We start from the raw sequence: 24,014 nt of genomic DNA, 5'->3' as shown, positions 1-24,014 counted from the left end.
TCCCTTGTGCGCTCGACCCAGGGTTGGGCCATTGGAGTGGTGCTCAGAACATGCTCTCCGCCGCGAAGCGGAGCACCAGTTGGGGGTAGCCGGAGAGGATGACGCCGACGGCGGCGGTCAGGGCGATGGCCACGGTGACGGGGGCCGGGGCGCGCTTCCTGACCGGTTCGGCCTTCGCTGCCCTCGCCCCGGCGGCTTCCGGGACGGCCTCAGAGGCTGCCCCGGGCGCGGTCTCCGGCGCGGTCTCCGGCGCGCGGAAGAGGATCGCCGTCCACTGGAGGTAGTAGTAGAGCGCGATCACCACGTTGACGGCCATGATGACGGCCAGCCATCCCAGGCCCGCGTCGACGGCCGATGAGAAGACGGTCACCTTGGCGAAGAGGCCGATGATGCCCGGCGGCAGACCGGCCAGGGAGAGCAGGAAGAAGCCCATCGCGAGGGCGGTGAGCGGGCGAGTGGCGTAGAGGCCGCGGTAGTCGGAGATGCGGTTCAGCGGCCGGGTACGGGCGACGAGCGCCGCGACCGCGAACGCCCCGAGGTTCACGACGGCGTACATCAGGGCGTACGCGACGGTCGCGCCGATCTGGTCGTCGCTGGAGTACGCGGCGGCGGCGATCGGCACCAGGAGGTAGCCCGCCTGCGCCACGGAGGACCAGGCCAGCAGGCGAACCGCGCTCCACGTCCGCGTGGCCGACTGGCGCAGGGCCGCGACGTTGCCCGCGGTCATGGTGAGGCCCGCGAGGACGGCGATGGCCGGACCCCAGACGTCCGCGTACCCGGGGAACGCGACAACGGTCACCAGGATGAGGCCGGAGAAGCCGACCGCCTTTCCGACGACGGAGAGGTACGCGGCGACGGGCAGCGGCGCGCCCACATAGGTGTCGGGAACCCAGAAGTGGAACGGGACCGCCGCCGTCTTGAAGGCGAAGCCGACGAGGGTCAGGGCGACGCCCGCCTTGGCGAGGGTGTCCAGCTGACCGGGCACGTTGCCGAGCTCGGAGGCGATCTGGGTGAGGTGGAGGGTGCCCGTCGTGGCGTACACAAAGCTGACGCCGAGCAGCATCACGGCGGTCGCGGTGACCGAGGAGAGGAAGAACTTCAGGGCCGCTTCGCTGGAGAGCCGGTCACCGCGCCGCAGACCGACGAGCGCGAAAGCGGGCAGCGAGGCGACCTCAAGGGCGACGACAAGGGTGGCCAGGTCGCGCGAGGCGGGCAACAGGGCCGCGCCCGCGGCGGAGGAGAGCAGCAGGAACCAGAACTCGCCCGCGGGGAGCCTCTTGCGGGTCTCGGTGAGGGAGAGCAGTGCGGTGAGCAGCGCTCCGCCGAGCACCAGAAGCTGGATGACCAGCGTGAAGTGATCGGCGGTATAGCTGCAGGCGTCGGCGTCGGTGGTGAGACAGAACGTCTCACGGTCGCCTCGGCGCAGCGGCACCAGAGGGACGAGCGCGGCGACGAGGCCGGCGATCGCGAAGGCGCCCAGCAGCCACTTGCGCCTGTCCGGGAGGAAGAGGTCGGCGACCAGGATGATCAGGGCGACCACGGCGGTGATGGTGGGCGGCGCGATCGTGAGCCAGTCGACGGACTGGACGAGGCTGGTGACGCTGTCGGCGGCCACGGTCACGACTTGCCTCCTGAGAGGAGCTTCTGCACGGCCGGGTCGGTGAGGCCGAGGAGGACCGCGGGCCAGAGTCCGGCGAGGACGGTGAGAGCGACGAGCGGGGTCCAGGCCGCGAATTCGTACCCCTGAATGTCGGCGATCGCCGGTGTCCCGGCCGGCGCCTGCTCGACGGGCCGCACGGCCGACTTTCCGGCCGACTTCCCGACGGGCTGCTCAGCGGACTGCCCGGCGGACTGCCCGGCGTGCTGCTCGGCGGGAATCACGCCCATGCAGACACGGCGTACGACGACGAGGAGGTACGCGGCGGTGAGCAGGGTGCCGAAGCCGGCGATCGCCATGAAGGTGAGGAAGGCGGGGCGGCTGAGGCCGTCGGCGGGGTCGAAGGCCCCGAACATCGTGAGCATCTCGCCCCAGAATCCGGCAAGGCCCGGCAGGCCGAGGGAGGCGACCGCGCCGAAGGCGAGGAAGCCGCCCAGGCGGGGGGCGCGGCCGTAGAGCGCGGCGCCGGTGGCTCCGGCGAGGGTGTCGAGGTCGGCGGTGCCGTAGCGGTCCTTGAGCGCTCCGACCAGGAAGAAGAGCAGGCCGGTGATGAGGCCGTGGGCGATATTGGCGAAGAGCGCGCCGTTGACGCCGGTGGGGGTCATCGTGGCGATGCCGAGGAGTACGAAGCCCATGTGACCGACGGAGGAGTAGGCGATCAGCCGCTTGAGATCGCCGCCCGCGCCCTGTCTGGCCAGGGCGAGGCAGGCCAGGGATCCGTAGACGATGCCGGCGACGGCGAAGGCGGCGAGATACGGCGCGAACGTGTGCATGCCATCGGGGGCGATGGGCAGGACGATGCGGACAAAGCCGTACGTACCCATCTTCAGTAGGACGCCCGCGAGGAGAACGGAGCCGACGGTCGGCGCCGCGGTGTGGGCGTCGGGGAGCCAGCTGTGCAGCGGCCACATCGGAGTCTTCACCGCGAGGCCGACACCGATCGCCAAAACGGCGATGACCTGCGTGGATGAGGTGAGACCCCGGCCGTTGTCAGTGGCGAGTGCCACCATGTCGAATGTGCCGGTCTGCAGCCCGATCAGCAGCAGGCCGAGCAGCATGACGACGGAGCCGAGCAGCGTGTAGAGGATGAACTTCCAGGCGGCGGCCTGCCGCTCATCGCCGCCCCAGCGGGCGATGAGGAAGTACATCGGGATGAGCACCATCTCGAAGGCCAGGAAGAAGAGCAGCAGATCGAGGACGGCGAAGGTCGCGAGGGTCCCGGATTCCAGGACGAGCAGCAGCGCGACGAAAGCCTTCGGGGACGGGCCCGCGGGCATCTTGAAGTAGCTGTACAGCGCGCAGAGGAAGGTCAGTAGCGCGGTCAGAACGACAAGGGGGAGCGAAATGCCATCGATGCCCAGGTGGATCCGCACATCGAGCGCGGGGATCCATTTGATGTCTGTCGTGGCCTGCATCCGTGACGGCTGGTCGTGGTCGAAGCCGAGGGCCAGGACGACCGCGGCGAGCAGGATCGCGCCGGTGACGGTCACGCCGTGTCGTAGTACCGCCTGGTCGGGGCTGGTGCCCCGCAGACCGGGTGGGGCGGGCAGGAGCGCCGCGGCGGCCCCCACCAGCGGGCCGACGACGATGAACGCGAGAAGGAACTGCATCACGGACTCGCTGATATCGATCACGGCTCACGATCCCGCGTTGACGTTGGCAAGGACGACGGCCGCGATTGCCAGGGCGACGGAACCGGCGAGCAGCGCGCTGAGGTAGGTCTGCACATTGCCGGTCTGGGCTCGGCGGACGGCCGCACCCAGCCAGCGGACGCCGGTACCCGATCCACGCACGTACGTCTCGACGACCTCGCGGTCGAGGAAGCGGACCAGCTGGGCGGCGGCCCGGACGGGGCGCACGAAGAGGGCGGAGTAGAGGGCGTCGAGGTGGAAGCCGACGGCCGCGTGGCGGTGGAGCGGGCCGAGCAGGAGGCGGCCCGGGTCGGTCGGGTCGGGGGCCGCGGCGATATCGCCGTAGGCGGGGATGTGGGTGGCGATCGCCTCGGCCTCGGAGACCGCCGGAGCGGCGTCCGGATGGGCGGCGACGGCGCCCATGGGGCTACGGGCGGCGGGTGCGGCGCCTTCCCGGAAGCGCAGGGCGCGCCAGGCGCCGTAGGTGACCAGTCCGCCGACGAACGCGACACCGGTGCCGAGGACGGCGGTGGTGATGGTCGGGGTGAGGGCGTGGCCGTCGAACCAGTCGTCGATGTAGGTCACGGTCACGCCGAAGCCGATGGAGGGGAGGGCGAGCACCCAGAGCACCGAGTTCATGGCCAGGGGCTGCCTGCCGTGGTCGGGGACCTCGGCTCCCCGGCCGCGGAAGGCGAGCAGCCAGAGGCGGATCGCGTAGGCGGCGGTGAGCAGAGCGGTCAGCAGACCGGCGGCCAGCACCGTCCACCCCGCCGCGCCGGGTGCGATGTCGGATTCGCCGAGTGCCGTGTGCTCCGCGGCCACGAGGACGGCTTCCTTGGAGAGGAAGCCCGCGAAGGGAGGGATCGCGGCGAGCGCGAGCAGGGCGACGGTCATCGTCCAGTAGGCGTCGGGGACGCGCTTCGCGAGGCCGCTCATCCGGGACATGGCGGCGAGCGAGTTGGTCCCCGCGGCGTGGATGACCACGCCGGCGGCGAGGAAGAGCAATGCCTTGAACGCTCCGTGGGAGAGGAGGTGGAAGACGGCGGCGCCACGGTCACCTACGGCCAGCGCGCCCGACATATAGCCGAGTTGGCTGATGGTCGAGTAGGCGAGTACGCGCTTGATGTCGTCCTGCGCGAGGGCGGCGAGCGCCGAGCCGACCATGGTGACGGCAGCCATCACGGCGAGGACGGTGAGAGCCGCCGCGGAAGCGGCGAAGACGGGAAGGAGACGGGCCACGAAATAGATACCGGCCGCGACCATCGTCGCGGCGTGGATCAGCGCGGAGACGGGGGTGGGGCCCGCCATCGCGTCGGGCAGCCAGGTGTGCAGCGGGAACTGCGCCGACTTGCCCGCCACACCCGCCAGGAGCAGCAGGGCGATCAGCGTGGGGTGCTCGATGCCGCCGGCCGCGACGGCGCCGAGGACACCGGTGATCCGGAACGTGCCCGCGTCGGCGGCGAGCGCGAACAGACCGATCAGAAAGGGGACATCACCGAGCTTGGTGACCAGGAAGGCCTTGAGGGAGGCGGCACGCGCCTCGGGCGTCTCCCAGTAGTGGCCGACGAGGAAGTACGAGCAGATGCCCATGATCTCCCAGCCGACCAGGAGCAGCATCAGGTCGCCGGAGTAGACGACGAGCAGCATCGCGGAGGTGAAGAGGGAGACGAGAGCCGCGTACGAGGGGTAGCGCGGGTCGTCGCGCAGATAGCCGGTCGAGTAGATCTGCACGCAGGTCGCGACGGTCCCGACCAGGACGGCGACGAGGACCGCGAAGCCGTCGAGGTGCAGGGCGAGGTCGATGGGGACCGACCCGGTGGGGGTGAGCTGGGTCGAAGCGTCGATCGCCTTCTCTCCGCCTTGGCGGACGGCGACGAGGACGGCGAGGGCGGCCGCGGCGAGGGTCGGCAGGACGGCCAGGGGCCGTACGAACCCGGGAGCGGCGCGGCCGAGGAGCAGTCCGGCCGCGGCGCCCAGGAACGGAAGGAGGGGGACGAGCACGGCGAGGGTCGTGGTGGTCACGCGGTGGCCTCAGCCTTCTGCGCCGGGGCGGTTCCCTCAGTGCTGTGGGTTCCGTCGGCGTCAGGGGTGTCGTGCGGGCTCTCGGCGGTGTCGCGGAGCCGGTCGACGTCCGAGGTTCCGCGGTTGCGGTAGACCATCAGGACGATGGCCAGGCCGATGCCGATCTCCGCGGCGGCGATGGCGATGGTGAAGAGGGTGAGCGCCTGGCCGGCGTGCAGGGTGTCGCGCAGCCACACATCGAAGGCGACGAGGTTGAGGTTGACGGCGTTGAGCATCAGCTCGACGGACATCAGGACGAGGATCGCGTTGCGGCGTGCGAGTACTCCGTACAGCCCGACGCTGAAGAGGAGGACGGCGAGCACGGCGGGATAGGCGAGATGCATCAGCTCTTCCCCTCGGGAGCGTTGGGCGCCTTGGGGGCCTTGGCCCGCTGGGTTTCCGGGGTGTCCTCAGTGCTCTGGGCGTCCTCGGTGTCCTTGGTCTCCTTGGTGTCCTTGCGGGAAAGGACGATCGCGCCGACGAGAGCGGCGAGCAGCAGTACGGAGAGCGCCTCGAACGGCAGCACCCAGTGCCGGAAGAGGAACTCGCCGGAGACCTGGGTGGAGCCCTGGGCCGGTCCGTCCAGGTCGATCCAGGTCGTACGGAACGCGTCCACGACCACCCAGACGAGAGCGCCCGCGGCGGCGACGGCCACGGTGAGGGCGATCCAGCGGTTACCGGAGTCGGCGTCCGGGGAGCGGCCGATGGGGGCCTTGGTGAGCATCAGCCCGAAGAGAAGGAGCACGACCACGGAACCGACGTAGATCAGGACCTGCACCCAGGCAATGAACTCGGCCGTCAGCAGGAGGTACTCGACGGCGAGGCCGCCGAGAGTCACGACCAGCCAGAGGGCGGCGTGCACCAGTTGCTTGGTCGTGACGGTGATGACGGCCGCGCCGAGGGTGCCGAGGCCGACGAGGAGGAACGCGATCTCGACACCGGTCGGAGAAAGGAAGCCGTGCGGTTGGGCTGCGGCGAGCATCATGCCGTGCCTCCGTCAGCCGTGGGCGGCGCGGGCGGGGCAGGCGGCGGAGGCAAGGCGGGCGGCGGGGTGCTGTCGCCCGGGGCGGTGCCGTCGGCCGGGGTTGGCGGTGCCGGGGGCGCCGGGGTGGCCGGGGGCGCGGCAGGGTCCGGCTGTGTGGCCGCGCGCTTGTCGGCCGCCTTGCGGGCCGCGCCGAGTTCCTTCGGCTCCTCGGCCCCCGGGTCGAGCGCGGGCGGCGCGGGCACCGTCCACATCCACTCGCGGAGCTTGTCGCGTTCATGGGTGAGTTCGCGGATGTCCGTCTCCGCGTACTCGAACTCCGGGGACCAGAACAGCGCGTCGAAAGGACAGACCTCGATGCAGATACCGCAGTACATACAGAGCGAGAAGTCGATGGCGAACCGGTCGAGGACATTGCGGCTGCGCTCACGACCGCCGGGAGCCGTCGCCGGGGTGGTCTCCTTGTGGGAGTCGATATAGATGCACCAGTCGGGGCACTCACGGGCGCAGAGCATGCAGACCGTGCAGTTCTCCTCGAACAGGCCGATCACTCCGCGCGAGCGGGGCGGGAGTTCGGGCTGAGCGTCGGGGTACTGCGCGGTGACGGTTTTCTTCGTCATCGTCCGCAGGGTGACGGCCAGGCCCTTGGCCAGACCGCTGCCGGGGATGGGGGCCATTACTGGATCACCACCTTCACGATGCCGGTAAGGGCGATCTGGGCGAGGGCGAGCGGGACGAGCGTGGTCCAGGCGAGTTTCTGCAGCTGGTCCTCGCGCATGCGCGGATAGCTGACGCGCAGCCAGATGACGACAAAGGCGAGCACGGCCGACTTGAGCAGAGTCCACACCCAGCCGAGGCCCTCGGCCCCGAACGGGCCGTGCCAGCCACCCAGGAACAGGACGGTGGTCAGACCGCACAGGACGACGATGCCCGCGTACTCGGCGAGGAGGAACAGCGCGAAACGCAGGCCGGTGTACTCGGTGTACGCACCGAAGATGATCTCGGAGTCGGCGACCGGCATGTCGAACGGCGGGCGCTGGAGTTCGGCGAGGCCCGCGGTGAAGAAGACCAGGGCGCCGACGATCTGCCAAGGCAGCCACCACCACTCGAAGGCGTTCAGGATGCCGGGCAGCGAGACGGTGCCGGCCGCCATGGCGACGGAGGCGGCGGTCAGCAGCATCGGCAGTTCGTAGGCCAGCAGCTGCGCGGCGGTACGCAGACCACCGAGGAGGGAGAACTTATTGGCCGAAGCCCAGCCCGCCATGAGCGAGCCGAGCACTCCGACCCCCATCACCGCGAGCACGAAGAAGATGCCCGCGTCGACGAGCTGGCCCACCGCGCCCTCGCTCGGGCCGATCGGGATCGCGACCAGTACGAGGAGGTAGGGGAGCAGGGCGACGGCCGGAGCGAGCTGGAAGATACGGCGGTCGGCGCCCGTCGGGACCACGTCCTCCTTCTGCGCGAACTTCACGCCGTCGGCGACGAGCTGGGCCCAGCCGTGGAAGCCGCCCGCGTACATGGGGCCGAGGCGGCCCTGCATATGGGCCATCACCTTGTGCTCGGTCTGCCCGATGACGAGAGGGAGGACAAGGAACACGGCGAAGACGATGATCAGCCGGAGGGCGACGTCGAGAGCGTCGTTCACGCGGGGTCGCCTCCGGCGGGTTCGGTCGGCTCGTCGGGGGGTCCGTCGGCGGACCCGGTCTTCGGCGGCCGGGGGGTCGGTGGTGTGTCGGTACCGGCGGCGGCGTCGGTACCGGTGTCAGTACTGGCGTCAGCACCGGAGCCCGTGCCTGTGCCTGTGTCCGTGGTGGCGTCGTCGCCGGCCGGGCTCGGGTGATGCCACGGGGCGTCTGCACTGCGGGCAGGCGGCGCCGGTGTCGTCGGTGTCGTCGGTGGAGCAGGGGATTCCGGACCCGGGGCCGGGGCCTCCGGCGCGGCCTGGGTGCGGCGCGGGCGTGGTGCGGGGGTTTCGGCTGCCTCCGGCGTCTGGGACGCCGACCCCTCGGACACGCTGCGGGCCCGGCGCGGTGGGCGGTCGCCGGGTGCGGCGGCCGTGCGCGCCGCCCTCGCCGGGCGGGCCGGGGCAGGAGGGAGCTGGCCCTTGAGGGGGCCCCACTCGTTCGGGTCCGGGACACCGGGCGGGAGCATCTGGCGGCGCCTGGGGCCGCCGTGCTCCGACTCCCCCGGCTCCTTCGCGCCCGGCCATGCCTTCGCGACCCGGGCCGCCAGGACGAAGTCCTTGCGCAGCGGGTGGCCCTCGAAGCCCTCCGGGAGGAGCAGCGGGACCAGGTGCGGGTGATCGGTGAAGACGACGCCGAACATCTCGTACGTCTCACGCTCGTGCCAGCCCGCGCCCGCGTAGACCGAGATGGCGGTCGGGAGTTCGGGAGCCTCGTGCGGGACGGTCGTACGGACCAGCAGTCGGCGGACCCGTCCGCCCCCCAGGGCGACGACATGGGCGCAGACGCGGAAGCCCGTGCCCGGTTCGTCGACCGCGCTCAGCCAGTCGAAATAGGTGCAGCCCAGTTCGGAGCGGGCGGTCTCAAGCGCGGCGATCCAGGAGTCGGCCGGAACGTCGACCGTGAGCAGGTCGTACGCGCGTTCGGCCGTGGCCTCCTCGCCGAAAAGCTCGGCGGCGGCCTCCGGGAGACGGTCGTAGCGGTCGGCGGAGGAAGCAGAGGAGGCGGAAGGGGCAGAGGAGGCAGAGGAGGTCATCAGACAGGCTCCCCGCTCTTCCCCGCCGGGGGCGGCAGAACCAGGCTGCTGCGCAGCGCCGCTGTGGAGGGCCGGGCGGCCTCCGTCCCGTACCGCTCGGCGAGCGACTCTCGCGCGATCTTCTCCTGGAGTTTCAGGATTCCCTGGAGCAGCGCCTCGGGGCGCGGCGGGCATCCGGGCACGTACACGTCGACGGGGATGATCTGGTCGACGCCCTTGGTCACGGAGTACGAGTCCCAGTACGGCCCGCCGCAGTTGGAGCAGGCGCCGAAGGAGATGACGTACTTGGGCTCGGGCATCTGCTCGTACAGGCGCTTCACCGCCGGGGCCATCTTGTCCGTCACCGTGCCCGAGACGACCATCAGGTCCGCCTGGCGCGGGCCGGGCGCAAAGGGAATCACGCCGAGCCGGATGAAGTCGTGCCGCGCCATCGACGCCGCGATGAACTCGATGGCGCAGCAGGCGAGCCCGAAGTTGAAGACCCAGAGGCTGTAGCGGCGGCCCCAGTTGAGGATGACCTTCATCGGTTCCGGGGCCAGCCTCGACAGCACGCCCAGGCGCTTCGGCTCCGGCAGGAACACCCGGCCCGGCGAGGTCTCCGAGGTCTCCGGAGCGTCGTGAGCGTCCTGAGCCGGGGTCTCCGAGGTATCCGGGGTCACGTCCATGTCAGGACGCCCTTCTTCCATGCGTAGAGCAGTCCCACGGCCAGGAAGCCGAGGAAGATGAACATCTCCACGAGCGTCGTAGCGCCGTATCCCACGGCCGCGAAAACCGTCGCCCACGGAAAGAGGAAGATCGAGTCAACGGCGAAGATCACATACAGAAAGGCATAGACGTAGTAGCGGACCTGGGTGTGCGCCCAGCCCTCACCCACCGGGTCCACGCCGCATTCGTACGTCAGCATTTTCTCTCGCGTGGGCACCACAGGCCGCAGCAGGCGGCCCGCCGTGAAGGCCACGGCGACGAAGAGCACGCCGATCAACGCGAGCAGTCCGACAACCGAATAACCCTCGAAGTAGTCCGCCGCGAGCACGGCCACGGTCGGTTCCCGCACGTCCGCCCCTCGCTCCCTGACGTCATCGACTTCACAGGCGATCTGTCCGACGATCTGTATGCCTCGGAGTCTAGGCCCTGCTAAAGGGAGGGTAAGCAGTCGCGTCACGCATCAGGTGGGGTTATCCCTACTTCATGCCCACCCACGTACCCCATGGCGCGCCGTGGCCCGGCCCGGCAGGCTGTGGCATATGAACGCCAGCATCACCGTCCCCGACGACGACCGGCCGCCACCCGTGCGCTTCGCTTTCGACCGTCACACCTGGAAGGAGATCGCGCATCTCCTCGCCAATCTGCCGGTCGCCCTGATCGGCTTCGTCTATATGGCGTTCATGATCTTCACCGGCGTGGGGCTGTCCGTGACGGTGATCGGTCTGCCGTTCCTCGCCCTGGGGCTCGCGGGCGCGCGCGGCCTCGGCAAGGCGGAGCGCGCCCGCGCCCGCGCGCTGCTCGGCATACGAATAGACGAGCCGAGCCCCCTGCACAGCCGTCGGCGCGGGCAGCGCGAGGGGCTCTTCCCCTGGCTGTGGACGAGCCTGAAAGACCCGGTGGCGTGGCGGACAGTGCTGTACGAGTTCATCCGGCTGCCCTGGGGTGTGCTGACGTTCGCCGTCACGCTGACGAGCCTGTTCGTACTGTGGCCTGTCCTCCCCTTCATCGCGCGCGGTCTGACCAACGCCGACCGTGCCATGGTGCGCGGTCTGCTCTCCCCCTCCGACGAGCTGGAGCGGCGCATCGCCGAGCTGGAGTCGGACCGCGGCGTGGTCGTGGACACGGCCGCCGCCGATCTGCGCCGTATCGAGCGCGATCTGCACGACGGCGCACAGGCCCGGCTCGTGGCACTGGCCATGGGGCTCGGCCTCGCCAAGGAGAAGCTGAGCGGCGAAGCGCTGGACACGACCGCCGCGGCCGCGATGGTCGGCGAGGCACACGGCGAGGTGAAGCTCGCGCTCCAGGAGCTGCGCGATCTGGCCCGCGGCATCCACCCCGCTGTACTGACCGACCGCGGACTCGACGCGGCTCTCTCCTCCGTCGCCTCACGCTGCACGGCACCGGTGAAGGTCACCGTCGATCTGTCGGAGCGGCCCGCCGAGGCGATCGAAGGCATCGCGTACTTCACCGTCTCCGAACTGCTCCAGAACGTCAGCAAGCACGCCCAGGCGAAGAGCGTGTCCGTGGATGTCTGGCGAGCCGATGACCGGCTGCTGATCCAGGTCCAGGACGACGGTCGCGGCGGCGCTTCGATCGACGGCGGTACGGGCATGGCCGGGCTGGCCGAGCGACTGGGCGCGGTGGACGGGCTGTTCGTACTGGAATCACCGGTGGGCGGGCCCACGACGGTCACGGCGGAGCTGCCCTGGCGGCAGCGCGCCAAGCGCTGACCCGCGTGCCCCCCCGCCCCCCGCCGTCCGCCCTCCGCCCTCCATCCCCGTAACCCTTGCGCCGTCCCCGTACGTCCATGGTGGGGAAAACCCCCCGTCCAAGACGGTAACCGCCCTCATGGTGGCGGCGCCCTGGCCACGGCAGTCTTGAGTCATGTCAGCCCGTATCGCAGAACGGACGATTTCGATGGCCATGGATTACCGAGCGGACCGAGCGGACCGACTGGACCGACTGGACCGAGCAGGCCGTCCGGAGCCCGAGCCCAGGGACCACTTCCTCCACCCGGCCCTGCGCGCGCCGTTCGAAGGCCGCACATGGCGTGAGTTCCTCTACGTGCTTCTGTCCTTCCCCATCAGCATCGTCTTCTTCACCTTCGCGGTCACCTCCGTCTCGCTCGGCGCCGGGCTGCTCATCACCTTCCTCGGCATCCCCGTCCTGGCCGCCGGCCTCGTCGGCTGCCGCGCCTTCGGCGCACTGGAGCGCGCCCGGGCCCGGACCCTGCTGCACCTCGACGTCGGCAACCCGGCTCCAGTGCGCGGCCAGAAGCGGGGCCTGATGTCCTGGGTCGGCGCGGTCCTCAAGAGCGGGGTGTCCTGGCGCCATCTGCTCTACGCGATGCTGCACCTGCCCTGGGCGACATTCGCCTTCAGCGTCTCCTTCTCGTTCTGGATCACCGGCTGGGCCACGCTCCTCTATCCCCTGTGGCACTGGATCTTCATCCTCTCCACCGACGACCCCGGCCTCGCCTTCTTCGGCGACAGCGACGGCACCCAGCTCTACCTCGACACCCCCTTCGAGATAGGCGCGACCGCCGTGGTCGGCCTGGTGTTCGTCCTCGCCACCCCCTGGCTGATCCGTGGCCTGGTCTCGGTGGACCGAGTGCTTGTCGGCGGGCTCCTCGGGCCCTCCCGCCTCGCCACACGCGTGGTCGAGCTGGAGTCGGACCGCGGCGTGGTCGTGGACACGGCCGCCGCCGATCTGCGCCGTATCGAGCGCGATCTGCACGACGGCGCGCAGGCCCGGCTGGTCGCCCTCGCCATGGATCTGGGCCTCGCCAAGGAGAAGCTGAACGCGGACACCCTGGACACGGTCGCGGCCGCCCAGATGGTGAACGAGGCGCACGGCGAAGTGAAGGTGGCTCTCCAGGAGCTGCGCGATCTGGCCCGCGGCATCCACCCCGCCGTACTGACCGACCGCGGACTCGACGCGGCTCTCTCCTCCATCGCCTCACGCTGCACGGTCCCGGTCACGGTCGAGGTGGACCTGCCCGCCAGGCCTGCGCCCGCGATCGAGGGCATCGCGTACTTCAGCGTCTCCGAACTGCTCCAGAACGTCAGCAAGCACGCCCAGGCACACCGCGCCACGGTCGACGTCTGGCGCTCCCAGGACCGGCTGATGCTCCAGGTCAGCGACGACGGCCGGGGCGGCGCCGACACCTCGGCGGGCAGCGGCCTCGCGGGCCTGACGGAGCGGCTGGACGCGGTGGACGGGATCCTCGCCGTGAGCTCGCCGGTCGGCGGCCCTACGACGGTGACCGCCGAGCTGCCCTGGCGCGGCTGATCCCCGCGCGAGCTGCCCCGGCGCGGCTGATCACCGTCACCGCCCGGCCCACACTCGCCCGCACTTGTCACCGACACTGCCCGGCCCGCACTTGTCATCGACACCGCCCGGCCCTCCCGCCGATTCCCCAAGCCTGCGCACAGTCCGGTCCGAATACTGGGATGCTGAATGCCGCATGGGTAGGCAGCACACAGACATGGGGGCTTCAGGGTTGTGGAGGACAGGGTGCGCGTGGTCATCGCGGAGGATTCAGTACTGCTCCGGGAGGGCCTGACCCGGCTGCTGAACGATCGAGGGCACGACGTGGTGGCCGGCGTGGGTGACGCGGAAGCACTGATCAAGACCATCGCGGACCTCGCGTCGCAGGACGCGCTGCCGGATGTGGTGGTCGCGGACGTACGGATGCCGCCGACGCACACGGACGAGGGAGTACGGGCGGCGGTACGGCTGCGCCGGGAGCATCCCGGGATGGGCGTGCTGGTCCTTTCGCAGTACGTCGAGGAGCAGTACGCCACCGAGCTGCTCGCGGGCAGCAGCCGCGGCGTCGGCTATCTGCTCAAGGACCGGGTCGCCGAGGTCCGTGAGTTCGTGGACGCCGTGGTGCGGGTGGCGAACGGCGGTACCGCGCTGGACCCCGAGGTCGTGGCGCAGCTGCTGGGCCGGAGCCGTAAGCAGGACGTACTGGCCAATCTCACGCCGCGCGAGCGGGAGGTGCTCGGTCTGATGGCCGAGGGGCGTACGAACTCCGCGATCGCCAAGCAGCTGGTGGTCAGCGACGGCGCGGTCGAGAAGCACGTGAGCAACATTTTCCTGAAGCTGGGTCTCTCCCCCAGTGTCGGAGATCATCGGCGTGTACTGGCGGTGCTGACCTACCTGAACTCGTAGAACAGGCCGGCCGAACCCGTACCGGCCTCAATGCGTTTTACCAGTGGGAGCGGGGGGCGGAGTGACATATGGGGAACGAGGGCATCAGAGCGTCTCAAAGGCACGTCCAGGATATAAGCGGTCCACGGAAGGTCACCCCATTAGTCAACCCTTACCGACGTAGGGTGGACTATGGAACGGCCGGTGGGCCGGCCGGGCCCGAGCAGCCGCCTCGAAGGAGGTCCAGTTCAGTGACCAGCCAGGTCAGCAGCCCAGCCGAACATGCCGATGAGGCCAGCGAGGACGAGGCCAGCGAGACGAGCGAGACTACGGTCGGCGATACCGCGGTCGGGGATACCGCGGTCGGTGGCACTGTGGTCGGTGGCACGGTGGTCGGGGAGCAGCATCACCCCACCAACCACCACCCCGCCAACCCCGGTAGAGCGAGTGCGAAGGAAATCCGCCGACTGAACCGAGTGATCATCCGTTTCGCGGGTGACTCCGGTGACGGTATGCAGCTCACCGGCGACAGGTTCACCTCGGAGACCGCGTCCTTCGGCAACGACCTCTCCACCCTGCCGAACTTCCCCGCCGAGATCCGCGCGCCCGCCGGAACGCTCCCGGGCGTCTCCAGCTTCCAGCTGCACTTCGCCGACCACGACATCCTCACCCCCGGCGACGCGCCGAACGTACTGGTCGCCATGAACCCCGCCGCCCTCAAGGCGAACATCGCGGACGTCCCGCGCGGCGGCGAGATCATCGTCAACACCGACGAGTTCGCCAAGCGGGCGATGGCCAAGGTCGGCTACGACACCTCCCCCCTGGAGGACGGTTCGCTGGACGCCTACCACGTCCACCCGGTCCCGCTGACGACGCTGACCATCGAGGCGCTCAAGGAGCAGGGGCTCTCCCGCAAGGAGGCCGAGCGAAGCAAGAACATGTTCGCGCTCGGGCTCCTGAGCTGGATGTACCACCGGCCAACCGAGGGCACCGAGACCTTCCTGCGCACCAAGTTCGCCAAGAAGCCGCAGATCGCGCAGGCGAACATCACGGCGTTCCGGGCCGGGTGGAACTTCGGCGAGACGACCGAGGACTTCGCGGTCTCCTACGAGGTCGCGCCCGCCACCCATACGTTCCCCACCGGCACCTACCGCAACATCTCGGGGAACCTGGCTCTCTCGTACGGGCTGATCGCCGCGAGCAATCAGGCCGATCTGCCGCTCTACCTGGGCTCGTACCCCATCACACCGGCCTCCGACATCCTGCACGAGCTCTCGAAGCACAAGAACTTCGGCGTACGTACCTTCCAGGCCGAGGACGAGATCGCGGCCATCGGGGCGGCGCTGGGCGCGGCGTTCGGCGGCCGGCTCGCGGTCACGACCACCTCCGGACCCGGGGTCGCGCTGAAGTCGGAGACCATCGGTCTCGCCGTGTCACTGGAGCTGCCGCTGCTGGTGGTCGCCATCCAGCGCGGCGGCCCCTCCACCGGCCTGCCGACCAAGACCGAGCAGGCGGATCTGCTCCAGGCGATGTACGGACGCAACGGCGAGGCCCCCGTCCCGGTGATCGCGCCCCGCACACCCGCGGACTGCTTCGACGCGGCCCTCGAAGCCGCCCGCATCGCGCTCACCTACCGCACACCCGTCTTCCTGCTGAGCGACGGCTATCTGGCCAACGGCTCCGAGCCGTGGCGGATCCCCGACCTTGACCAGCTCCCGGACCTGCGCGTGCAGTTCGCGACCGGCCCGAACCATGAGCTGGCCGACGGCACCGAAGTGTTCTGGCCGTACAAGCGCGACCCGCAGACGCTCGCCCGCCCCTGGGCGGTGCCCGGCACGCCCGGTCTCGAACACCGCATCGGCGGCATCGAGAAGCAGGACGGCACCGGCAATATCTCCTACGACCCGGCCAACCACGACTTCATGGTCCGCATCCGCCAGGCCAAGATCGACGGCATCGAGGTCCCGGACGTCGAGGTGGACGACGCCGGGCAGGACGCGACCACCCTGGTCCTGGGCTGGGGATCGACGTACGGGCCGATCACCGCCGCCGTACGCCGCCTGCGCGCCGAAGGCGTCCCCATCGCGCAGGCCCATCTGCGCCACCTCAACCCGTTCCCGGGGAACCTCGGGGAGGTGCTGGGGCGTTACCGAAGGGTAGTAGTACCTGAGATGAACCTCGGCCAGCTCGCCACCCTGATCCGGGCGAAGTATCTGGTCGACGCGCACAGCTACAACCAGGTCAACGGCATGCCGTTCAAGGCGGAGCAGCTCGCCACCGTTCTCAAGGAGGCCATCGATGCCTGACACCAACGAGCTTCTGCAGCTGGTGCCCAAGGCAGAGGCCAAGCAGTCCATGAAGGACTTCAAGTCCGACCAGGAAGTGCGCTGGTGCCCCGGCTGTGGCGACTACGCGATCCTCGCCGCCGTACAGAGCTTCATGCCCGAGCTCGGTCTGGCGAAGGAGAACATCGTCTTCGTCTCCGGGATCGGCTGCTCCTCCCGCTTCCCCTACTACATGAACACCTACGGGATGCACTCCATCCACGGCCGCGCGCCCGCCATCGCGACCGGTCTCGCGTCCTCGCGCCGCGATCTGTCGGTGTGGGTCGTGACCGGTGACGGCGACGCGCTCTCCATCGGCGGAAACCATCTCATCCACGCGTTGCGCCGCAATGTGAATCTGAAGATCCTGCTCTTCAACAACCGCATCTACGGCCTCACCAAGGGCCAGTACAGCCCGACCTCCGAGGTCGGCAAGATCACCAAGTCGACGCCGATGGGCTCGGTGGACGCGCCCTTCAACCCGGTGTCGCTGGCGCTCGGCGCCGAGGCGTCCTTCGTGGCCAGGACCGTCGACTCCGACCGCAAGCACCTGACCGAGGTGCTGCGCCAGGCGGCCGACCACCCGGGCACGGCGCTGGTGGAGATCTACCAGAACTGCAATATCTTCAACGACGGCGCCTTCGACGCGCTGAAGGACCGGCAGCAGGCGCAGGATGCGGTTATCCGCCTTGAGCATGGGCAGCCGATCCGTTTCGGCGCCGAGGGCGACAAGGGCGTCGTACGGGACGCGGCGACCGGTGACCTGAAGGTGGTCCAGGTGACCGCCGAGAACGAGAGCCGGATCCTGGTCCACGACGCGCACAGCGCCAGCCCGACGACGGCGTTCGCGCTCTCCCGCCTGGCCGACCCGGACACCCTGCACCACACCCCCATCGGGGTGCTGCGCAGCGTGGAGCGGCCGGTCTACGACGTGCTGATGTCCGAGCAGCTCGACACGGCCATAGAGCAGAACGGCAAGGGCGACCTCGCCGCGCTGCTCGCCGGGAACGACACCTGGACCGTCGTCGGCTGAGCTGAGCCGGCCGATTTACGGGAAGGTCAGGAGCTGCCGTCAGCTCCTGACCTTCTTAAGTCTCCTCAGCCTTGTCAGCCTTGTCGCCCTTGGTGACATCCTCGTACGGGCCCAGGTAGCGCGCCCTGCCGCCCTCCACCCGGTGCAGGTACAGCCCGGTCTTCGACTTCAGCACCCCCGTCACCGGTTCGAACGCGATTGTCTTGGCCAGTCCCCGGTACGAGGACTGCCGCAGCCTGCGCACCATCGCGCCCCGCTCCGCCCCGACCTTCCCCAGCGCCCGCAAGCCCTCCGCGACGAAGAACAGCGCGTCGTACGCCTCGACCGCGTACCGCTCCACCGCCTTGACCCCGTAGCGCTTCTTGTAGGCCGCGACGAAACGCTCCGCCCCCGGCTGTGCGTCCGGGTCGATGTAGGGCGTACCGAAAACCCAGCCTTCCGCCGCCGCGCCGGCCTCGGTCAGGAACTCCAGCTCCAGTACGATCCCGAGGCCCGTCCGTGCCCCCTTGAAGCCTGCCGCGTTCAGCGCCCGGGCGCAGAGCGCGGCCCGGTGCGGTGAGTTCCCGCCGAAGACGACTGCCTGTGCGCGGGCGGCGAGCGCGGCGGCGACGGCGGGACCGAAGTCCTCGCTGCCTGCCTCGACCGGGTGAACCGAGGTGACGCCGTGCGAGGGCGACGCCTCGGTCAGCGTCTTGGTCACTTCCCAGGCGGCGCGCCCGGCCGCCGTGTCCTCGATGACCGCCGTCCGGCGGCTCTTTGTCACCACGGTGAGGTAGCGGATCAAAGGCGTGGTGAGGACGTTGTCATCCGGTCTGAGCTGGAAGTCGGCGCGGTTGGGCACACTCCTGATGTCGGCGTCCCCCACGGAAACGGTCACCATCGGCAACCGTGCGCTCTGAAAGAGCGGCGCGGCGATGGTAGCCGCCGCGTCGGTGGAGGGGCCGATGACGGCCAGTACCGTACGGTCCGCGATGAGCCGGGCGCTCGCGCTCTTCGCCCCGGCCGGCTGCCCGCCGTCGTCGACCGCCTTCAGGGTGAGTTCGAAGGGTCTGTCCTTACGGGCGTTGAACTCCTCGACAGCCAGCCGCGCCCCCCGCTCCTGGGCCCGGCCCACCGCCCGGCCGCTGCCGGTCAGGTCGGCCTGCAGCCCGACGGCGTAGCGCGGCAGCGGTCCCAAGGACAGGCTCCCGCTGTCTCCCGACGGATCCGGCCTGTTGGCCAGAAAGGCCGCGACTCCGCCGCCGATCGCGACCACCGCGGCAGCCGAGCCGCCCAGGGCGAGGAAGCGCCGCCGGGTGGGGGCCGGCGCCCGCGTCCCGGTGCGGGTGGCCTCCTGCGGCTCGGGGTCGGGCAGTTCCAGTACGAGGGCCGAGCGCTCCGCGATCAGCCGGGGCAGTTCGGACGGCAGCCACGCGCCGGTGGTGGCGGTCGTGGCGGTCGTGGCGGGATCCTCAAAGGGACCGGCCAGCGCGCCGCGTACCTCCTCGGCGGTCGGCCGCGCGGCAGGGTCCTTCGCCAGGCAGGCGGTCACCAGCCCCAGCAGCTCGCCCGGCACGCCGTCGAGGTCCGGCTCCTCGTGGACCGTACGGAAGACAACGGCGGCCGCGGTGCCGGAGCCGAACGGGCGGCGGCCGCTCACCGCGTACGCCAGGACGCACCCCAGCGAGAAGACATCGCTCGGCGGACCTGTCTCCCCCACCCGCCCCGCCTGCGCCTGCTCCGGCGAGAGGTAGCCGGGTGAGCCGATCACCATGTCGGTGGCGGTCAGGGCGGTCGCGCCCGCCGACCGCGCGATGCCGAAGTCGATCAGCCGCGGCCCGTCCAGCGCCAGCAGCACATTGCCGGGCTTCACATCCCGGTGCACCAGTCCGGCGGCGTGCACCTCGGTGAGCGCCTCGGCCAGCCGCTCGCCGAGGATCCGGACGCTCGCGTACGGCAGCGGCCCGTACAGCCGTACCGCTTCCGCCAGCGAGGGTCCGGGGACGAACGCGGTGGCCAGCCACGGTTCGCGCTCCTGCGGACCGGCTGCCGTCACCGGCACCGCCCACGGGCTCACCACGCGCCGCGCGGCCTCGACCTCCCGCCTGAAGCGCGTACGGAAGGCGGGGTCGGCCGCGTACTCGGCACGAATCACCTTCAACGCGACCAGCGCGCCGCCCGCCGAACGCGCCAGATAGACCACACCCATGCCGCCCGCGCCGAGCCGCCCGAGCAGCCGGTGGCCGCCGATGCCGGGCGGATCGCCCGCCTTGAGTGCCTGCATGCTTTCTCAGCTCACCTGCTCATTGGAAGGGCGCGGGGCCGACGTAACGGAAGCGGCCGCCCTCCACGCGGTGGTAAAAGGCAGCGCTGCCCTGGAAGTTGCCGTCCTTTGGTCTGAAGGCGTACTGCTTGGTGATGCCCCGGTAGTTGCCCTTGCGCAACAGCCCCACCAGGGTCTTGCGGTCCGGCATCGTCTTCCGCCGCTTGTGATACGCCACCAGCTCCTGGAGAACCAGATTGACGGTGTCGTACGCCTCGGCCGCGAAGTAGCCGGGCGGTGCGCCGTACCGCTTGCGGAAGGCGGCGGTGAAGGCCTTCGCCGTGGGCACGCCCGCCGGGTCCACGAACGAGGTGCACACCATCCAGCCTTCGGCCGCCTCGCCCGCCAGCGTGAGGAACTCCGGATCGAGTACGGCCTGCGGGGCGACCCGGGGCCCGTTGAATCCCGCCGTCGCCAGCTCGCGGGCGAAGCGCGCCGCGCCTTGTGGGTAGCCGCAGTAGGCGAAGGAGTCCACGCCCGCCCCCAGCATGTCCGCGACGACGGGCTTGAAGTCCTTGAGCTGCGCCGGCACGACGCGCGGGTAGACCACGCGGCCCAGGTCGCGCGCGATGGCGCTGGTCATGTAGGCCGACTCCCAGCCGTACTGCCCGGCGGTGCGGTCCTGGAGCAGCCCGGGGCGGGCCGACTTCATCCGGCTCACGAGCTGGACGGACAGCGGGACCGCGACTATCCCGTCGCCCGCGCGTGCGTGCACGAACGAACGGTTCTCCTCCGCGACCAGGTCGAGCCCGCCCGGGGAGACCGCGAGCAGCGCCAGCAACGCCTCGTCGTACACGGGCAGGACGGCCTGGGCCGTGGCGTCGTCGGTCGGACCGAGTACGGCGAGGACCTCGCGGTCCGCCGTGAGCCGCCTCGCCACCGCGGGCGCCCGCTGCGGGCTGCCGCCGTCGTCCAGTGCCCTGAGCGCCAGCGGGAAGGGCTTGTCCTTGCGGGCGTTGAACTGCTCGACGGCGAGCCGGGCGCCCTGCTCCTGGGCGCGGCCCGCCGCCTTGCGCGCGCCGCTGAGGTCCGCCTGTACGCCGATGGCCCAGCCGGGAGACCGCGTCGGCTCTTTGCCGGAGCCGGATTCGTCGTCGCGCAGGAAGGCCGCCCAGGCGCCCACGCCGCCACCCGCGAAGATCACGGCGCCACCGCCGGCGGCGAGCAGGAACCGCCTCCGGGTGGGCGGTGTTCCGGCGACCGCCGTCGCTGCCCCGGACGCCGGCTCCGGCTCTTCGGCGCGGGTCGCCTCGATGTCGGGCAGCGCGAGCATGTGGGCGGAGCGCTCGGCGATCATCCGAACGACGTCGTCCGGCAGCCAGTCGACACTGCCCTCCGGGGCGTCCTCGATCAGCTGTGCGTCGACTTCCTCGGCGGTGGGCCGGCGGGCCGGGTCCTTGGCGAGGCACCGCTTCAGCAGCCCTGCCAGCTCCCCCTCGACTCCTTCGAGATCGGGCGGGTCGTGGACGGTGCGGTAGAGCAGTGCGTCCACCGCTCCCGTACCGAAGGGAGCCCGCCCGGTAGCCGCGTACGCCAGCAGGCAGCCCAGCGAGAAGACGTCGCTCGGCGGGCCGGTCTCCGGGCCGCGCGCCTCCGCCTGTTCCGGCGAGAGAAAGCCGGGCGTGCCGATGATGACACCGGCGGAGGTGATGGCGGTGTCCTCGGCGGAGCGCGTGGTGGAGCGTGCGATGCCGAAGTCGATCAGCCGGGGACCGGCCGACGCGAGCAGCACATTGCCCGGCTTCACATCCCGGTGGACCAGGTCCGCCGCATGCACCGCGCTCAGCGCGCGGGCGAGCATCTTGCCCAGGACTCGTACGCTACGGGCGGGCAGCGGCCCGCAGGCGGCAACCGCCTCCGCGAGCGAGGGGCCCGGCACGAAGGCGGTGGCGAGCCAGGGCTCGTCGGCATCCGGGTCGGCGGCGGTGACCGGTACCGCCCAGGGACTCACCACGCGCCGGGCGGCCTCGACCTCCCGTCTGAAGCGGGCGCGGAAGTCGGGTTCGGCGGCGTACTCGGCGTGGATGACTTTGACGGCGACGAGCGCGCCGCCCGCCGAACGCGCCAGATAGACCGCACCCATGCCGCCCGCGCCGAGGCGGGCGAGGAGGCGGTGGCCCGCGAGGGAGGAGGGGTCGGGGGGAAGCAGCGGACTGGTCATTCCGTGGCCTCCAGTTCCTCTTCGACGCGGTTCAGCATCACGCCGATCGCCTGCTGCATCCCCGCGTGCATCTCCTGCTGGTCGCGGCCCTTGGCCGCCTTGCCGACGACCGCCGTGGTGACCTGGCCGATGCGTGACTGGTCCCAGTAGTAGAAGTGCGGGCCGCCCAGTGCGTCGCTGTGGTACTCGCCGCTCTCGGCCACCGTGTCCTCCGCATAGCCGTTGGCGCTGGAGCCGAACACGACACCCCGGGAGATCAGGCCAGTGAGCTTCTCGCCCTGGCTGAGCTGCTGGTCGGGGCAGCGCAGCGCCTCTTCGAGGGTGCGAGCGAGTTCCCAGTCGGCGCCGCTGACATCGCGGTGCACGGTCACGGTGGCGGCGAATCGCAGGGGGCCCTTGGCTCCCTCGGCGGGGAGTTCGACGTAGTGCGTGAGGCTGGCGAGAACGCCTGCGGGCAGCGGGGCGCGCTGCCAGATACAGTTTTCGTCGAGGACAGCCCACCTGGCCGGATCACTTTCGTACGGGGTGCCTCTGACGTGGCCGGGGCCGAAGCTCTCCGGGCCGGCGGCCACGGCGCGGGCGATGCGCAGGCCGTCGGCGGGGGTCTTCGGGGCGCGCTGCGGGTCGGGGGTGAAGTCGAACCGGGTCGGCGTCGCTGTCGGCGTCGCGCTTGGCTTCTTCGAGGTCGGCGTCGCGCTGGGTTTCTTCGAGGTCGCGTCGCCCGACGAGCATCCGCTCCAGATCAGCCCACCCACCAGCACCGCGCAGCCGACTAGTAACACCCGTAATGCCGGCAAACCCGGTAAGCCCAGTAACCCCGGTAACGCCCGTGACGCTTTCCCGATCGGCACGCGACCCCCCTAGTTCATGGGCCGATCGTACGACTGCGGACCGCTCCCCAACAGGCCCTCACTGGCGCTCTGTTGGCTCCTTCGACACGTCGTACACCGCCCGCGCGGCGAGCACCTCGCCCACCTGCTTCTCCGCCCAGCGGGCCAGCCCCCACACCTGCTCGGCGGCTTCCCTGCCGAGCTCGGTCAGGGAGTAGTCGACGCGCGGTGGGATCACCGGCTTGGCGTCGCGGTGCACAAAACCGTCGCGCTCCAGTGTCTGGAGGGTCTGGGCGAGCATCTTCTCACTGACGCCGCCGATCTCACGGCGCAGCTCGCTGAAGCGGTACGAGCGGTTCAGCAGTGCGGCAAGAACGAGCACACCCCAGCGGCTCGTGACGTGCTCAAGGATCAGGCGCGAGGGGCACATCGCCTGATTGACGTTGGCGTCCTTCTTGGGATCCGCAGATTCTTCCCTTACGGCCATGTCGGTACCTTACTTCAAAGTGGGTACTTTCGCAAAGTTAGTGTCGCCCCTAGGGTGAGCTCCATAACCACCCCTGAAGGAGAGAACACCATGGGCATCGTCGTCACCGGAGCCACCGGATCCCTCGGCCGTCTCGTCATCGACGAGCTGCTCGCCAAGGTCCCCGCGGAGCAGATCAGCGCCGTCGTCCGGAACAAGGAGAAGGCCGCGGACCTCGCGGCGCGCGGCGTCGAGCTGCGCATCGCCGACTACAGCCGGCCCGAGACCCTGGCCGGGGCCTTCCGCGCCGGCGACCGCGTCCTGCTGATCTCCGGCAGCGAGGTCGGGCAGCGGGTGGCCCAGCACACCGCCGTGGTCGAAGCCGCGCAGGCGGCGGACGTGGCGCAGCTCGCGTACACCGGCGTCCTGGGCGGACCCGAGGCCGACTTCCAGCTGGCCGCCGAGCACAAGGTCACCGAAGAGCTGATCCTGGACTCCGGGCTGCCGTACACCTTCCTGCGCAACGGCTGGTACCACGAGAACTACACCGAGCACCTCGCCCCCGTACTGGAGCACAACGCCGTCGTCGCGAGCGCGGGCAAGGGCCGGGTGGCCTCCGCCGCGCGCGCCGACTATGCGGCCGCCGCGGCCACGGTACTGACCGGCGAGGGCCACGTGGGCCAGGTGTACGAGCTGAGCGGCGACGTCGCCTGGTCCTTCGCGGAGTACGCCGCCGAGCTGTCCCGGCAGACCGGCCGCACGATCGCGTACAGCAACGTCCCGGCCGAGACGCTCCTGTCCATCCTGACGGGCGCGGGCCTGCCGCAGCCGTTGGCCGAGATCCTCGTGGACGTGGACGCGGGCATCGAGCGCGGGCTGCTGGCGGGCACGACCGGCGACCTGGCCCGGCTGGCGGGCCGCCCCACGACTCCGCTCGCGGACGCAGTCGCGGCGGCGCTCGCCGCGTCATGACCGTCATGACCGTATAG

The 24,014-nt window shown here is 70.4% G+C and carries 20 protein-coding genes; 6 read left to right on the top strand and 14 right to left on the bottom strand.

All coding sequences use genetic code 11. The features are described from left to right. Positions 1 to 43 precede the first annotated feature (43 nt). From ACIHCQ_RS24630 to ACIHCQ_RS24585, 10 genes are read right to left on the bottom strand one after another with little or no spacing between them, the layout of a single operon-like run. The gene (locus ACIHCQ_RS24630; protein WP_399666147.1) at positions 44 to 1,621 is read right to left on the bottom strand and encodes an NADH-quinone oxidoreductase subunit N; all 1,578 of its coding nucleotides are present in this window, start codon (positions 1,619 to 1,621) and stop codon (positions 44 to 46) included. Then, positions 1,618 to 3,267 carry an NADH-quinone oxidoreductase subunit M gene (locus tag ACIHCQ_RS24625; protein WP_399666350.1) on the bottom strand — a complete coding sequence of 550 codons (1,650 nt, stop codon included), beginning with the start codon at positions 3,265 to 3,267 and terminating at the stop codon, positions 1,618 to 1,620. Before ACIHCQ_RS24625 ends, ACIHCQ_RS24630 begins: the two co-directional genes overlap by 4 nt. A gap of 27 nt (positions 3,268 to 3,294) precedes the next feature. Continuing rightward, a complete protein-coding gene (locus ACIHCQ_RS24620; RefSeq protein WP_399666144.1) occupies positions 3,295 to 5,310 on the bottom strand; it encodes an NADH-quinone oxidoreductase subunit L in 2,016 nt (671 codons plus the stop codon). After that, the gene (gene nuoK, locus ACIHCQ_RS24615) at positions 5,307 to 5,693 is read right to left on the bottom strand and encodes an NADH-quinone oxidoreductase subunit NuoK (RefSeq protein ID WP_399666142.1); all 387 of its coding nucleotides are present in this window, start codon (positions 5,691 to 5,693) and stop codon (positions 5,307 to 5,309) included. Before nuoK ends, ACIHCQ_RS24620 begins: the two co-directional genes overlap by 4 nt. Next, positions 5,693 to 6,334: an NADH-quinone oxidoreductase subunit J gene (locus ACIHCQ_RS24610; protein ID WP_399666139.1), complete on the bottom strand. Its 642-nt coding sequence runs from the start codon at positions 6,332 to 6,334 to the stop codon at positions 5,693 to 5,695. The genes nuoK and ACIHCQ_RS24610 overlap by 1 nt, the downstream gene beginning before the upstream one ends. Continuing rightward, positions 6,331 to 7,008 carry a NuoI/complex I 23 kDa subunit family protein gene (locus ACIHCQ_RS24605; protein ID WP_399666136.1) on the bottom strand — a complete coding sequence of 226 codons (678 nt, stop codon included), beginning with the start codon at positions 7,006 to 7,008 and terminating at the stop codon, positions 6,331 to 6,333. The genes ACIHCQ_RS24610 and ACIHCQ_RS24605 overlap by 4 nt, the downstream gene beginning before the upstream one ends. Continuing rightward, positions 7,008 to 7,976 carry an NADH-quinone oxidoreductase subunit H gene (locus ACIHCQ_RS24600; RefSeq protein WP_399666133.1) on the bottom strand — a complete coding sequence of 323 codons (969 nt, stop codon included), beginning with the start codon at positions 7,974 to 7,976 and terminating at the stop codon, positions 7,008 to 7,010. Before ACIHCQ_RS24600 ends, ACIHCQ_RS24605 begins: the two co-directional genes overlap by 1 nt. Beyond that, the gene (locus ACIHCQ_RS24595) at positions 7,973 to 9,049 is read right to left on the bottom strand and encodes an NADH-quinone oxidoreductase subunit C (RefSeq protein WP_399666130.1); all 1,077 of its coding nucleotides are present in this window, start codon (positions 9,047 to 9,049) and stop codon (positions 7,973 to 7,975) included. The genes ACIHCQ_RS24600 and ACIHCQ_RS24595 overlap by 4 nt, the downstream gene beginning before the upstream one ends. Then, the gene (locus ACIHCQ_RS24590; RefSeq protein WP_399666128.1) at positions 9,049 to 9,714 is read right to left on the bottom strand and encodes an NADH-quinone oxidoreductase subunit B; all 666 of its coding nucleotides are present in this window, start codon (positions 9,712 to 9,714) and stop codon (positions 9,049 to 9,051) included. Before ACIHCQ_RS24590 ends, ACIHCQ_RS24595 begins: the two co-directional genes overlap by 1 nt. Continuing rightward, the gene (locus ACIHCQ_RS24585; RefSeq protein ID WP_399666125.1) at positions 9,705 to 10,103 is read right to left on the bottom strand and encodes an NADH-quinone oxidoreductase subunit A; all 399 of its coding nucleotides are present in this window, start codon (positions 10,101 to 10,103) and stop codon (positions 9,705 to 9,707) included. Before ACIHCQ_RS24585 ends, ACIHCQ_RS24590 begins: the two co-directional genes overlap by 10 nt. Before the next feature lie 190 nt (positions 10,104 to 10,293). Here ACIHCQ_RS24585 and ACIHCQ_RS24580 point away from each other — a divergent pair, with 190 nt between their 5' ends. From ACIHCQ_RS24580 to ACIHCQ_RS24560, 5 genes are all read left to right on the top strand, one after another. Further along, positions 10,294 to 11,484 carry a sensor histidine kinase gene (locus ACIHCQ_RS24580; RefSeq protein ID WP_399666122.1) on the top strand — a complete coding sequence of 397 codons (1,191 nt, stop codon included), beginning with the start codon at positions 10,294 to 10,296 and terminating at the stop codon, positions 11,482 to 11,484. 187 nt (positions 11,485 to 11,671) lie between these two features. Continuing rightward, positions 11,672 to 13,045 (top strand): sensor histidine kinase, encoded by a 1,374-nt coding sequence (locus tag ACIHCQ_RS24575; protein WP_399666347.1) that lies wholly within the window; start codon positions 11,672 to 11,674, stop codon positions 13,043 to 13,045. 225 nt (positions 13,046 to 13,270) lie between these two features. Beyond that, positions 13,271 to 13,930, top strand: a complete 660-nt coding sequence (locus tag ACIHCQ_RS24570) for a LuxR C-terminal-related transcriptional regulator (RefSeq protein WP_399666119.1) — start codon at positions 13,271 to 13,273, stop codon at positions 13,928 to 13,930. Between the two features lie 230 nt (positions 13,931 to 14,160). Then, positions 14,161 to 16,215, top strand: coding sequence for a 2-oxoacid:acceptor oxidoreductase subunit alpha (locus tag ACIHCQ_RS24565; protein ID WP_399666116.1), 2,055 nt, complete (start codon positions 14,161 to 14,163; stop codon positions 16,213 to 16,215). Then, positions 16,208 to 17,266: a 2-oxoacid:ferredoxin oxidoreductase subunit beta gene (locus ACIHCQ_RS24560; protein ID WP_399666114.1), complete on the top strand. Its 1,059-nt coding sequence runs from the start codon at positions 16,208 to 16,210 to the stop codon at positions 17,264 to 17,266. The genes ACIHCQ_RS24565 and ACIHCQ_RS24560 overlap by 8 nt, the downstream gene beginning before the upstream one ends. A 55-nt stretch (positions 17,267 to 17,321) precedes the next feature. Here the strand turns inward: ACIHCQ_RS24560 and ACIHCQ_RS24555 are convergent, their stop codons facing one another. The 4 genes from ACIHCQ_RS24555 to ACIHCQ_RS24540 all read right to left on the bottom strand — a co-directional run bounded on the left by ACIHCQ_RS24555 (position 17,322) and on the right by ACIHCQ_RS24540 (position 23,046). Then, positions 17,322 to 19,529: a bifunctional serine/threonine-protein kinase/ABC transporter substrate-binding protein gene (locus ACIHCQ_RS24555; RefSeq protein ID WP_399666111.1), complete on the bottom strand. Its 2,208-nt coding sequence runs from the start codon at positions 19,527 to 19,529 to the stop codon at positions 17,322 to 17,324. 19 nt (positions 19,530 to 19,548) lie between these two features. After that, positions 19,549 to 21,729 carry a bifunctional serine/threonine-protein kinase/ABC transporter substrate-binding protein gene (locus tag ACIHCQ_RS24550; protein WP_399666108.1) on the bottom strand — a complete coding sequence of 727 codons (2,181 nt, stop codon included), beginning with the start codon at positions 21,727 to 21,729 and terminating at the stop codon, positions 19,549 to 19,551. Beyond that, positions 21,726 to 22,484, bottom strand: coding sequence for a hypothetical protein (locus tag ACIHCQ_RS24545; RefSeq protein ID WP_399666105.1), 759 nt, complete (start codon positions 22,482 to 22,484; stop codon positions 21,726 to 21,728). The genes ACIHCQ_RS24550 and ACIHCQ_RS24545 overlap by 4 nt, the downstream gene beginning before the upstream one ends. 154 nt (positions 22,485 to 22,638) lie before the next feature. Further along, a complete protein-coding gene (locus ACIHCQ_RS24540; RefSeq protein WP_399666102.1) occupies positions 22,639 to 23,046 on the bottom strand; it encodes a winged helix-turn-helix transcriptional regulator in 408 nt (135 codons plus the stop codon). Between the two features lie 90 nt (positions 23,047 to 23,136). Between ACIHCQ_RS24540 and ACIHCQ_RS24535 the strand changes: the two genes are divergently transcribed. Beyond that, positions 23,137 to 23,997, top strand: a complete 861-nt coding sequence (locus ACIHCQ_RS24535; protein WP_399666099.1) for an SDR family oxidoreductase — start codon at positions 23,137 to 23,139, stop codon at positions 23,995 to 23,997. The last annotated feature ends 17 nt before the right edge of the window (positions 23,998 to 24,014 follow it).

Source organism: Streptomyces sp. NPDC052236, assembly GCF_044548015.1.
Lineage (GTDB): Bacteria > Actinomycetota > Actinomycetes > Streptomycetales > Streptomycetaceae > Streptomyces.
Note: the sequence above shows the minus strand (reverse complement) of the source record. Positions and strands in the feature narration are given on the sequence as shown.

Bases quoted from the DNA above. Each gene is read 5' to 3' on its own strand.
- ACIHCQ_RS24535 (WP_399666099.1), top strand. From the start codon at position 23,137: ATGGGCATCGTCGTCACCGGAGCCACCGGATCCCTCGGCCGTCTCGTC.
- ACIHCQ_RS24590 (WP_399666128.1), bottom strand. From the start codon at position 9,714: ATGGACGTGACCCCGGATACCTCGGAGACCCCGGCTCAGGACGCTCAC.
- ACIHCQ_RS24580 (WP_399666122.1), top strand. From the start codon at position 10,294: ATGAACGCCAGCATCACCGTCCCCGACGACGACCGGCCGCCACCCGTG.
- ACIHCQ_RS24550 (WP_399666108.1), bottom strand. From the start codon at position 21,729: ATGACCAGTCCGCTGCTTCCCCCCGACCCCTCCTCCCTCGCGGGCCAC.
- ACIHCQ_RS24625 (WP_399666350.1), bottom strand. From the start codon at position 3,267: ATGCAGTTCCTTCTCGCGTTCATCGTCGTCGGCCCGCTGGTGGGGGCC.
- ACIHCQ_RS24595 (WP_399666130.1), bottom strand. From the start codon at position 9,049: ATGACCTCCTCTGCCTCCTCTGCCCCTTCCGCCTCCTCTGCTTCCTCC.
- ACIHCQ_RS24610 (WP_399666139.1), bottom strand. From the start codon at position 6,334: ATGATGCTCGCCGCAGCCCAACCGCACGGCTTCCTTTCTCCGACCGGT.
- nuoK (WP_399666142.1), bottom strand. From the start codon at position 5,693: ATGCATCTCGCCTATCCCGCCGTGCTCGCCGTCCTCCTCTTCAGCGTC.
- ACIHCQ_RS24560 (WP_399666114.1), top strand. From the start codon at position 16,208: ATGCCTGACACCAACGAGCTTCTGCAGCTGGTGCCCAAGGCAGAGGCC.
- ACIHCQ_RS24575 (WP_399666347.1), top strand. From the start codon at position 11,672: ATGGCCATGGATTACCGAGCGGACCGAGCGGACCGACTGGACCGACTG.
- ACIHCQ_RS24555 (WP_399666111.1), bottom strand. From the start codon at position 19,529: ATGCAGGCACTCAAGGCGGGCGATCCGCCCGGCATCGGCGGCCACCGG.
- ACIHCQ_RS24605 (WP_399666136.1), bottom strand. From the start codon at position 7,008: ATGGCCCCCATCCCCGGCAGCGGTCTGGCCAAGGGCCTGGCCGTCACC.
- ACIHCQ_RS24540 (WP_399666102.1), bottom strand. From the start codon at position 23,046: ATGGCCGTAAGGGAAGAATCTGCGGATCCCAAGAAGGACGCCAACGTC.